We start from the raw sequence: 12,762 nt of genomic DNA, 5'->3' as shown, positions 1-12,762 counted from the left end.
GGAGTCAGCGCCTCCCCGTGGTGATGTTCAGGTCGAGCAGCGAGCTGGCGTCGTCCGGCGGGCTGAGATCGCGGCCGGGATCACGTCCGGCAGCAGCGCCGGGATCAGGACCGGGATCGACGCTGCCCGCCGTGCCGGGATCCCGGACGGCGCCGGTGCCGGGATCAGGACCGGGATCGCGGTCCAGCCACAGCCGCCTGCGGTGGAAGACCGGCGCGGGGGCGGGCTCGCGTTCCGGTTGCACGCGCAACCGAGGATCGAGCTCGCTCAGTACGAGATGCGCGTTGGTGCCCCCGAGCCCGAACGAGCTCACGCCCGCGACCCGCGGCGAGGGCCAGTCCCGCAGCTCGGTGGCGGGCTCGAAGGGCGAGGCGCCGAAGTCGAAGCGCGGGTTGGGCCGCTCGCAGGACAGCGTCGGCGGGATCTGCCCGTGCTTGACGGCCAGCGCCGCCTTGAGCAGGCCGGCGATCCCGGCCGCGCTCAGCGTGTGCCCGATGTTGGTCTTCACGCTGCCGATCGCGCACGTGCCCGGGTCGCCGCCGCCCTCGCCGAACACCCGGGTCAGGGCACGCAGCTCGATGGGGTCGCCGATGAGCGTACCGGTGCCGTGCGCCTCGACCAGGCCGATCTCGCGCGGTGTGCGCCCTGCCGCCGCCAGGGCCCGGCGGACCACGTCGGCCTGCGCCTCAGGGTTGGGCGTGGTGACGCCCATGGTGCGGCCGTCGTTGTTCACGGCGACCGCCTCGATGACCGCGTACACCCGGTCGCCGTCGGCCAGAGCCGCACGCAGCGGCTTGAGCAGGACGACCCCGCACCCCTCACCGGGCACGAATCCGTCGGCGCGTTCGTCGAAGGTGTGGCACCGGCCGGTGGGCGACAGCGCCTTGGCCGCGCTGAGCTGCAGGTAGTCGTTCTCCTCCAGGAGCACCTCCACCCCGCCCGCCAGAGCGACCTCCGCCTCTCCTGCGAGCAGGCTCTGCCCGGCCAGTTGCACGCCGACCAGGGAGGACGAGCAGGCGCTGTCCACGACGAGGTTGGGGCCGCGCAAGTCGAAGTGGTGAGCGACCCTGGCCGCGATGAAGTTCTGGTCGGAGGCGAGCCCGCCCGGCCGGATGCCGACCCGCCGCCCATAGTCGGACATACGGGCCCCCGCGAACACGCCGACCCGGCGCCCGCGCAGCCCGCCGGGCTCGTAGCCGGCGTCGGCGAGGCAGGCGGCGCAGCACTCCAGGAACATGCGGATGGCCGGGTCCAGGGCGCGGGCCTCGTCCTCACCCAGCTCGAAGTAGTCGTTGTCGAAGTCCTCGATGCCGTCGACGAACCCGCCCCACTTGCTGATGCTGAGCCCGAGCGCGGGCTCGGGCCGATACAGCTCGCGGTGGTCCCAGCGGGAGGCGGGCACCTCGCCCACGTCGCACCGGCCCGCGGTCAGGTTCCGCCAGAAGGCGGCCACGTCGGGGGCGCCGGGCAGCCGGCAGGCCATCCCGATGATCGCGATCCTGCGGTCCTCGGGCCCAGGCCGCCCACGCTCCTCGACGGGTCCGGAGGACACGGGCTCCAGCACGGGCCCCGGCTCCACCGGCTCCCGCACAGGGCCGGACTTCGAAACGGGGTGCGGCACGGGCTTGGGCTCGGGCTCCGGCACGGGCCCGGCAGCGTCCCGGACGGCCTCAGCGGGAGTGCCGAGCCGCTCGCGGAGCTGCTCCAGCGTCGGGTAGTCCAGCAGCAGGGACGGCTCGACACTCTCCCCCAGCCGCTCCTCGATCCGCTGCACCAGCTCGGCCAGCATCACCGACTCGACGCCGAGGTCCCCGAACTCCGCCGCCGGGTCCAGCGCGTCCACGGGGATGCCGATCGTCTCGGAGAACAGGACGGCCAGCCAGTCGGGCCCCATGTCGTGCGCGGGCTCGGGGACCGGACGGCGTTCCGGCCGCTCGGGCAGCCTGATCAGCGCCGGGACGTCCACGGCCGCGCCGGCCGGCGGGCACGGCAGCACGGTCGCACCGCGCGCGAGCCCGATCACCCGGTCCAGCACCCGCAGCCCGTCCCGGTCGCCGAGCGCCGCGATCCCGACGGGCTCGCAGACGTTCGGCTTCCCGCGTGCCCCGCCGGACTCCTGCCACTGCGGCCAGTTCACCGAGCGGAACTCGGGCCGCCCGTCCCGCCGCCTGGCCCCGGCGTACAGGTCGAGGAAGGTGTTGGCGGCCGCGTAGTCCGCCACGCCGGCGGCCAGCGCGGGCACGGCGGCGCAGACGGAGGAGAAGGTGACGAAGAAGGCGAGGCGGTCCCCGGCGCACGCCTCGTCCAGCGCCTCCAGGCCGTCGGCCTTGGGCGCGAGCACGGTGCGGAGGTCTTCCTGGTCCTTGTGCGCCAGCGACGGACGGCCCTGGCTGGAGCGGCCGGCGCAGTGCACGACGCCGCCGATCGGTCCCAGCTCGCGCCGCACGCCGTTCAGGAAGTCGGTCAGCTCGGCGCGCTCGGACAGCGGCCCGCTGTGCACGGCCACCCGGGCGCCCATGCGCTCCAGATCGAGGACAGTGGCGACGGCCTCTGCCCCAGGGACACCGGCGACGGCCTCCACACCGGAGCCGTCCCATTGGTCGCGCGGCGGCAGCGGCCGCACGCCGAGCAGCGCGAGCCGGCGCGCGCCGCGATCGGCCAGGTGGCGGGCCACCAGTGCGCCCAGCCCTCTGGTGCCGCCGCTCACGACGTAAACGGCCTCGGGGTCGAGATCCGGCTCCACGTACGGTGCGGGCAGCTCGCGCAGATCGGGACGATACCGCCCGCCGTCGCGATAGCAGACCTCCCCGTACGGCTCGGTGGCCGCCCACTCGGCGCGGATCTGCTGCGCGCAAGGCCGGTCGCTGTCCAGCACGGTGGCCGTAACCGCCGGGTACTCGGCGGCGAGCATCCGCACGAAGCCCGCCATCCGCGCCCCGGCCAGGCTCGTCCGTGCTCCGTCGAGGTCCAGCAGACCGCTGGTGACGTGCAGGATCGTCAGCGGACGGCGTCGGGCCAGGGCGTCCTGAAGGATCGCCAGACGTTCCAGCTCACGTCCGGGGCGCGCCTCGCCCAGATCGCACAGGTCGATCCAGCCGGCGAACGCCTCCGGGACCGGCTCCCCCTCGCGTACGAGCACGACCTGCTCGCCGAGTGACCGCGCGAGCTCCTCACTGGCGTCGTTGTACAGGCACACCACGGTTCCGCCGCCGAGCGTTCCCGGGTCGTGCGCGAGATGCTCGCACGCGCTCCAGGTCCGCTCGAAAAGCGGCGTCTCAGCCACGGCCGGCGCGGAGGCGGCCCCAGTCGGATCGGAGGCTTGGTCGGTCAGCGCGGAGGTGGTCTCGGGTGCGGTCGCGGCGGCCTCGAAGGGCCAGCACCGCATCCGGTCGAACGGGTACGACGGCAGCCCCACCAGGCGCGCACCCACGGGAGGCGTCCAGTCCACGTGGCCGCCGTTCACCCAGTGCCGCCCCAGCTCCGCCAGGCCGCCGGGCTGCGCGGCCGGCGGGCTGCCCGCCCGGACCCGGCCCCGCAACACGTCGTCAGGCTCCGACCGGGCGAACCGCTCCAGCCGCTCACACAGCTCCCCCACCTCGGAGACGACCAGCGCGAGCCGCTCGCGCAGCGGCTCCCGTCCGGTCTGGAGCGTGTAAGCGACGTCGGCGAGGCTTTCAGGCGTCGCGCGCAGGTGCCCGGCCAGCCGACCGGCCATGGCGTACAACCGCTTGTCGTCATGCGCCGACAACACGATCAGCTGCGGTGCTCCGCCAGGCACGCCTGTCTCGGCGGGCGCACCCGTCTCAGCGCGCGTGCCGGCCCCAGCAGGCGTGCCCGTCTCGGCGGGCGGCGGTTCTTCGAGTACGGCGTGCGCGATCGTCCCTCCGGCGCCGAACGAGCTGATGCCCGCCCGCCGGGGCGCGCCGCCGGGCCCCTCGGGCCAGTCGGCCGCTTCGCGCTGCACCCGGAAGGGGATCCCGTCCCAGTCGATGTCCGGGTTCAGCTCATCGGCGTGCAGGGAGGGCACGAGCCGCCGGTGCCGCATCTGCAGCACGATCTTGGTGAGCCCGGCGATGCCGGCACCCGACTCGACGTGCCCGAGGTTGGACTTGACCGACCCGATCGGGATGCTCCCCGAAACCAGCCCGGCCTGCCCGAACACCCGCATGAGGGCGTTGATCTCAATGGGGTCGCCGAGCGCGGTGCCCGCGCCGTGGCATTCCAGGTAGCCGATGTCGGCGGGCTCCACCCCGGCGTCGGCGAGCGCGCGGGCCACGAGGTCGCCCTCCTCGACCGGGCTGGGCACCACCCAGCCGTTGGTCCTGCCGGAGTGCACCACGGCGGTGCCCCTGATCACGGCGTGGATCCGGTCGCCGTCCGCCTGCGCCCTGGACAGCGGCTTGAGCAGGACGACCCCGGCGCCCTCTGCGGGCACGAAGCCGTCGCCGCCCGCCCCGAAGCTGTGGCAGCGCCGGTCGCCGGCGGTCAGCCGCATGCGGGCGTGCTGGATGAACTTGTTCGGGTGCAGGTTGAGGTTGACGCCGCCGGCGATCGCCAGCTCGCACTCCCCCTGGCGCAGCGACCGGACCGCGAGGTGCAGCGCGGCCAGCGAGGACGAGCACATCGTGTCGATCGACATGCTGGGCCCCTTGAGGTCCAGGTGGTAGGAGACGCGGTTGGCCACGCCGCCCGGGGTCGCGCCGGTGTCCTGGGGCGTGCCGCGCAGAGTCTGCTCGACCCCGAAGAAGGGGTACTCGTTGTACATCACGCCCGCGTAGACGGCCACGCTCGATCCGTGCCGGTCGCGCAGCCGGGTGCGCGGGTAGCCCGCGTCCTCCAGCGCCTCCCAGGCGACCTCGAGGAAGACGCGCTCCTGCGGGTCCATGAGGGCCGCGTCGCGTGGGGTGATGCCGAACAGCAGCGGGTCGAAGTCGGTCACGCCATCGAGGAAGCCGCCCCACATCAGGTCCACCGGCCAGCCGTCGCGGGTCCGGTCGTCCGGGACACGGGAGAGTGAGTGCCGCCCGGCGGCCAGGTTCTCCCAGAACGCCGCCAGGTCGGGGGCGTCGGGGTAACGCCCGGCGATCCCGATCACGGCGATCGCGTCGTCATCACCCGGTCCGGGCCGCTCGGACTCGGATGACTGCAGAACAGGCCCTTCGGCGGTCTGCGGAACGGGCTGTGCGGACTCGGAGGTCTGCGGCGCGGGCGCTTTGGCGGACAGCGCCGCGGCGACCCCGGCGAGGTCCAAATGCTCGAAGAAGAGCGTCCGCGACTGCTCGCCCAGGTCCCGCTCCAGCCGCTCGTTGAGCTGGACGATCTGGTACGAGGTCAGCCCGTACTGCTCCAGCGGCACGCGCAGGCCCAGCCGGTCCACGTCGATGCCCGAGACCTCGGCGTAGACACCCTTGAGGTACTCCTCCATCTTGCCCGTGGCGACCTGAGGCGCGGCCGGCTCCGTCCGCTCGATCCAGTACGGCTCGGCCGCGAACGGGTAGGCGGGCAGCGCCACCCGCCCCGGGACCTCCGGCCAGAATCGCTCCCAGTCCACCTCCTGCCCGGACACCCAGGCGGCGGCCGCCTCGGCTTCCGTCGCCTCCAGGCCGGCGGCCCCGCCGGTGCGGTCAGCACCACCGGGGCGGCCAGCGTCACCTGAGCGGCTGGCGTCACCTGGGTGGTCAGCGTCGCCGGTGAGCACAGATGCGTGCGCCTTGCCCGCCGCGAACGCCTCCAGCCCCTCCCGCAGTCCGTCCACGTCGGAACAGACCACGGCGAGCCGGTGCGCGAGGGCGGCGCGCCCGGTCTGGGTGGTGTAGGCGACACGGCTCAGCACCAGCTCGGCGGTCTGAGCGGTCTGAGCGGTCTGAGCGGTCTGAGCGGTCCCGGCGGTCCCGGCGGTCCCTGCGGTCCCGGCGGTCTGGACGGGCTCGGCGGACTCAGCGAACTCGACGGGCTCGGCGGTCTTGGCGGCGAGTCGGCGGGCGGCGGACACGAGTTGCCGGCTGGTCGCGGCGGACAGCAGCACGGCGTGCTCCCGGCCGTCGTCGGGCGCGGTTCCCTGGGACTCCTCGGGAAGGGGCGCGCGCACGACGGCGTGCGCGTGCGTCCCGGTCGCCCCGAAGGCGTTGATCAGTGCGCGCCGCCGCTCGCCGGTCCACGGCCGCACCTGCTCGGGCACGGTTATCGCGTCGGTGGGCGACTCCGCGAGGAGGGTGGGCGCCAGCCGTCCATGCCGGATCTGCAGCAGCACCTTGGTGAGCTGGGAAGCGCCTGAGGCGGCTTCGAGGTGGCCGATGTTCGGCTTGAGCGTGCCCGCCGCGACAGGCTCGGCCCGCTCGGCGAAGACCTCGGTGAGCGCCTCTGCCTCGGCCGCGTCGGCCAGGACGGCGCCGGCCGCCGCGCACTCGACATAACAGACATCGTCGGGCCCGGCCCCGGCTTGCTCCAGGGTGCGGCGCATGGACTCGGCCATCGCTTCGGCGCTCGGCGCGGTGAAGCGCCCGCTGCGACCGGTGTGCGCGACCCAGGTGGCCTCGACCACGCCGTGGACGGAGTCCCCCTCCCGGACGGCGTCCGCGACGGGCCGCAGCAGGAAGGAGCCGACGCCCTCGCCCGTTGTCCAGCCCGGCCGGTCGGTGTCGAAGGCACCGACGCCGACCGCGCCAGGCTCGCCAGCCGCGCCGCGCACGCCAGCCGCGCCGGGCACCTCGGGCGCGCCGACTGCGCCGGGCTCGTTGGTCAGCAGGCCGAGCCCGGCCAGCAGCGCGGCGTGGTAGGGGTCGGCGAGCAGGTTGACGCCCGCGACCACGGCCGCCTCGCAGTCACCCGCGCGAACGGCCTGGGCGGCCAGATGCAGAGCGGTCAGCGTGGAGGAGCACGAAGTGTCCACCGCGATGCTCGGCCCGGTGAAGCCGAAGAAGTACGAGACGCGGTTGACCATGTCGGAGGCGGTCGCCGAGACCACCGCCGGGCTGCCCGCGCGCCAGGCGGTGGCGCCCGCGTGCTGGTAGTCGTGCCACATCGAGCCGACGAAGACGCCCACCCTGGGTGCACTCCTGTGCAGCGAGGCAGGGGTGTGCCCGGCGTGCTCCAGGCACTCCCAGACGCTGTGCAGCAACAACCGGAGCTGCGGGTCCAGCGTCGCGGCCTCCTTCGGCGAGACGTGGAAGAGCAGGCTGTCGAAGCGATCGATGTGCTCCAGGTAGCCGCCGGGCCGCTCGCCTCTGGCGTTCGGGCCGACGCTGCGGGTGCCGGTCCGGAGGTTGTGCCAGAAGCGGTCCAGGTCGTCGGCACCGGGATAGCGCCCGGCCATGCCGATCACGGCGAGCCCAGCCGGCTCCGTCTCAGGAGCGGGCTCTGTTCGCGGTGCGGACTCCGATCGCGGCACGGAAGACGGGGCGGACTCCAATCGCGGGGCGGACTCTGATCGCGAGGCGGACTCCAAAGACGGGGCGGACTCCGATCGCAGGGCGGGCTCCGGTTGTGGGGTGGAGAACACGGGTGCGGTCTCGTGGGGCGCGTACTCGGTGGGGCCGCCCAGGAACGCCTGCAGGAAGTGGTGTCCGTCGTCGAGGTCGAACTGGTCGCGGACGCGGTCGAAGGCCACCTCGCCGATGGGGCAGAGCCCGATGCCGCAGGCCGCCTGGCCGGTCATCAGCAACTGCCCGAGGTAGCCCGCCTCCAGGGTCAGGTAGCGCAGGCTCTGCTCGCCGTACAGCGGCTCGATGCCCTTGACCTGGCCGATCAGGTAGAGGCTGAAGCCGGCGCGGTCGTACAGGTCGCGGTTGTAGACGAAGTGTGCCGAGCGGTCGATCTCCGGGCGGCCGTTCACCAGGTGGAGGGCGTGCTCGCTCGGGTTGTAGTAGTAGATCCCCTCGGCGACGCCGTCGATCGCGCCTCTGGTGACGTGCAGGTACGCCTGCACCGCGTAGGTGTCTCCGGCCGACGGGTACAGGTGGCGCTCGCGGTCGCCGAGCCGCCGCTCGCGCAGCAGGCCGAGCAACCGGCACAGTGACCGGTACGGCAGGGAGCCGGGCTCGAAGTCGCGCACGCTGGTCCGCCACGCGAAGTGCTCCTCGGGCACGTCGATCCGGTCCAGCCGGATGAGGCTGGCGTCCGGCTCCAGCGGGCGCAGGTTCCACCGGCCGGCCTTGAACGCCTCCCGGTCCTCGGCCGAGAAGAAGTCGACCTCGCCCGGCTCGCTCACTTCGGCAGCAGGCACTTCGGCCGGCCGCACAGGCTTGTCGGCAGAAGGCTCCTGAGCGGACTGCTTCCCGGCAGACGGCTCCTGGGCGGGCTGCTTCTCGACGGACTGCTGCTCGGTGGCCGACTTCTCGACAGGCGACTTCTCAGCAGGTCGCTGCTCGGCAGGCGGCTTTTCGACGGGCCGCTGCTCGGCGGGCTGCTTCTCGGCGGCCGGCTTCTCAGCGGGCTGCCTTTCGGCGGGCGGTTCGTTGGAGCCGCCCACCATCGCGGCGATGCCGCTGACGGTCGGGTTCTCCAGCAGCAGCGCTACCGGGATGCGCTTGCCGTACCGCTTCCGCAGGGCCTTGGAGACCTGGACCATGGTGAAGGAGGTGACGCCCTGGTCCCACAGGTCCTGCCCGACATCGACCTCCTCGACACCGAGCAACTCGGCGAACAGCTCCGCGATCTCCGTCACCGCCTGCCCCACCGCTTCAGCGGCGGGCTCCGGAGCGGGCTCCGGGACGGGCTCGCCGAGCGGCCACGGCAGCGCGTCACGGTCCAGCTTGCCGTTGGAGGTGGCCGGGAACGTGGTCACGAACGCCACGTGATTAGGCACCATGTACGCCGGCAGCGTCTCCCCCGCGTACCCACGCAACTCCCCGACATCAGGCTCCCCACCGTCGGCCACCACGTACGCGACCAGCTTCCGCTCGCCGGAGCGGTCATCGCGGGCAAGGACGACGACGTCCCGCACGCCGGGGTGCTGCCGCAGCCGGTGCTCGATCTCGCCCAGTTCGACCCGGAAGCCGCGGATCTTGACCTGGTTGTCGGCCCGGCCGAGGAAGGTGATGTTCCCGTCGGGCAGCAGGGCGGCCCGGTCGCCGGTCATGTACATGCGCCCGCCCGCGAACGGGTCGGGCACGAACCGTTCGGCGGTCAGCTCGGGCTGGTTGCGGTAGCCGAGGCTCAGGCAGCGGCCGCCGATGAACAGGTCGCCTTCGACGCCTTCGGGGCAGGGCCGCCGGTTCTCGTCGAGGATGTAGTAGAGGGCGTCGTCGATCGGCCGGCCGTACGGGATGCTCCGCCACGACGGGTCGATCTCTCCCACTTCGTACCAGTTCGACCAGACCGTGGCCTCGGTGGCGCCGCCCAGGCTGACCACCCGCGCGTGCGGGAAGGTCGCACGGACGGCGTCCGGCAGCGGCAGCGGCGTGTAGTCGCCGCTGAGGAAGACCAGCCGCAGGTCACCGACGCCCTCGTGGTCCTGCCGGTCGGCGAGCAGCGGGGCGAGCTGGTTGAGCGTGGTGGGCGCGGAGTTCCAGAACGTGATGGGCTCGTCGAGCAGGACGTCCAGCAGCAGCTCGGGGTCGCGCTGCTGACCCTCGTCGGCGATGTAGAGCGAGGCGCCCCGGCCGAGCAGGCCGAAGATGTCGAAGACCGACAGGTCGAAGCCGAGCGAGGTGACGCAGAGCCCGACGTCGGAGGCGTCGAACGCGAAGGTGCGGTAGCACCAGTCGAGCAGGTTGAGCAGCGGCCGGTGGCTGACCTCGACGCCCTTGGGCTTGCCGGTGCTGCCCGAGGTGAAGATCACGTAGGCGAGGTCGTCCACGGTGTTCACCAGGGGCGGGTCGCCGCGGTCGTCCCCGTCCGGGTCCATTTCGACGGTGCGCACGCCCTCGGGCACGGCCCAGCCGGGCGTCTCCGGGCAGGTGAGCACGATCCCGGCGGCGGCGTCGTCCAGCATGACGGCGGCCCGCTCGTCCGGCAGCGACGGCTCGACGGGCAGGTAGGCGCCGCCCGCCTTGAGTATCCCGAGGACGGCGGCCACCATGTCCGGCCCGCGGCACAGGCGCACGCCGACCACCGTCCCCGGCCCCACGTTCAGTTCCTTCAGCCGCCAGGCGGTGGCGTTGGCCCGGCGGTTCAGCTCCCCGTACGTCATGGTCCCGCCGGTGTGCCGTAGCGCGACCGCGTCCGGCCGGGCGGCGGCCTGCCGCTCGAACAGCACGTGCGCGGGACGCAGCCGGTCCTCGAAGGCCGCGAACAACTCGGCGAGGTCGGGGAACTCCGGCTCCAGCGCGTCCCAGTGGTAGTACAGCCGGTCGCCTTCCCTGATGACGATGCAGTCGAGCGCGACGTCCGGGGTGTAGGTCATCCACGGCCCGGCCTCGACGCCGTCCGGCAGCGGGTGCGCGGTCAGGTCGAGGGTGCTGGTGTAGACGACGGGGAAGGCGTAGGTGCGGCGGCGGCGCTCCTTCATGACGTGCCCGCGCAGCGTGGCCAGGCCGGTCAGCGCGCCGTTCGCGGCGTCGGCCTCGATGCGGTCCGGATAGGACTCCTCGTCGGTGACCCAGCTCAGCGCGGTGTGCTCGCCGGGGCGCAGCGGCTCGGACTCGGCGGTCCAGCGCACCACGGACACGCTGAACGGGTCGGTGAAGCGCCTGCCCAGCGCGCCGGTCAGGGCTGCGAAGACGGTCTCGTCGGAGACCGCGGCGACGCTGCCGCTCAGCCGGACCCGGCGGGCGGGCGTGGTGGCCACCTCGGGTCCTGGCGGCAGGTCGCGGAAGCGATCGGTCCAGTAGCCGGCTTCCCCGGTGTCGGCGAGGGAGTGCTCCTCCGGCGGGCGCGGCTCGGCGGACGGGTCGGCGTACAGCCGGAACAGCTCGCGCAGCACGATGTGGATGCTGCGCCCGTCGAGCACGGTGAGGTCGACGGCCACGTGCACCGTCTCACCGGTGACCCGCAACTCCCACTGCGGCCAGCGGCCCAGCGGGAAGGACCGGCCCGTCATCTCGTCGACGTCGACCCCGGAGGCCCCGGAGGATGTGGAGGTCTCGGAGGTCCCGGCGGTCTCGGGGATGCTCCAGCTCTCCGGCGCGTCCGGTCTGACCCGCAACGTCCCGTCGTGCGTGACCTCCGTGCGCAGCGCGTCATAGGCGGCCACCAGGCGCAACCAGGCGTATTCGAGCCGGTCGCGGTCCAGATCGCGGACGTGGAAGCTGTGGTAGACCTGACAGCCGTCGTATCGGCACGAACCGGCCGCGCGGGCGACGTAGTACGCCTTCTGCAGCTCGTTCAGGGGCCGGATCTCGCCGGCGGCGTCAACGCTGAGGGCGCGCAGCGCGTTGGTGAAACGGGCGAACAGGGTCTCCGGCTCGCCGGGCGCGAAGCAGCCGGGCACGAGGTCCCAGCGCAGCCGCAGCTCGCCGTCGAGCTCCCACATCTGGTGGTCGAGCGCGACGCCGGAGGTCTGGCTGAGCGCGTACGACACCGGCGGCACGGCCTCGTCGAGCCGGGCGTCCAGCAGGCTGGTGAAGACCACGGGCAGCGCCGTCCGCTCGCGCAGCTCGCGCATGACGGTCACGCCGGGGACGGCCGCGTGGCCGAGGTCGCGCCACAACCACCGGTGCACCTCCTGGGCCGCCTCTTCCAGCGGCTCGCCGAGGGTGCTCTCGGCGGCGAACACGGCCGTGCTGGTGAACGGGCCGACGACCTCGTCCACCTCGCGCGGCAACCACGCCCGGCCGGTCGTGGTGACGGCCAGCGAGCAGTCCTCGCCCCTGCCCACCGTCTCGGCGAACAGGGTCAGCACCAGGGCGGTCGGCGAGACGTCCAGCGCGGCGGCCTTGGCGCGCACGGCGCTCCATTGAGCGGCGCTCAGCGAGCCGGTCAGCGCGGACCGCGGCGACCCGTCCGGCACGCCGGCGGCGGGTCCGGGCGGCAGGCCCGTCAGGCGTTCCCGCCAATAGTCCAGGTCTTCCTTCCGCCGGTACGCCGCCAGCGCGCGCAGGCAGTCGCGGAGGGCGGGGCCGCGGTCCTCAAGGCGGTGGCCGGGGTCGCGGTAGCAGCGCCACCAGTCGCGCAGGAGCACGTCGAGCCCGCGCCCGTCGGTCACACTCGCGTCGATGCTGAAGTGCACGGTCCCGGGGGTGGTGACCTCGACGGCGAACGGCGGCCAGACGCCGGGCTCGTAGCGCCGGTGCGCGAGACGCTCGCGCGCGCCGGGCTCGTCCACCGGCAGCTCCCATGAGGGGGCCCGCTCCAGCACCCGCTGGGTGCCGTCCTCCCCCAGCTCCAGGCGCAGGGCGTCGTGCTGGTCGACGACACGCTGCCAGGCTTCGCGCAGGCGTCCCGCGTCGACGCCGGGCACCTCGAACTCCCGGTAGACCTGGCAGCCGACCGGGTCGGGGGTGACGTCCTCGTCCGCGCCCATGACGTAGGCCTGCTGCAGCGGCGTCAGAGGGAACGGCTCGTGCCGCTCCTCAGGGGCCGGGCTGATCACTGGGCCGGCCGGGGCGGCGTCCTGCTCCGTCCCGGCCAGCTCGGCGATCCGCTCGGCCAGCTGCGCCGGCGTCGCGCATTCGCCCAGTCGCTCGACGGGGAAGTCCAGCGAGAACTCCCGCTGGATCTCGAACCACACCCGTACGGCGGAGATCGAGTCGAGTCCGCTGTCCTTGAGTGACGCGTCAGGGGTCAGGTCCGCGCCGCCGGGCAGCACCTCGGCCAGCAGGCGGACGACCGTCTCGGTCACGCGCTCGTTGTGCTTCATAAGCCTCCTCCGTCTTTGCGACGCTA

The 12,762-nt window shown here is 73.3% G+C and carries 1 protein-coding gene; it reads right to left on the bottom strand.

All coding sequences use genetic code 11. The features are described 5' to 3' along the window. Positions 1-4: 4 nt before the first annotated feature. Positions 5-12,736: an amino acid adenylation domain-containing protein gene (locus ACWD0F_RS09795; protein ID WP_449873714.1), complete on the bottom strand. Its 12,732-nt coding sequence runs from the start codon at positions 12,734-12,736 to the stop codon at positions 5-7. Positions 12,737-12,762: the final 26 nt, after the last annotated feature.

This window comes from Nonomuraea sp. NPDC002799 (genome assembly GCF_053592075.1).
Note: the sequence above shows the minus strand (reverse complement) of the source record. Positions and strands in the feature narration are given on the sequence as shown.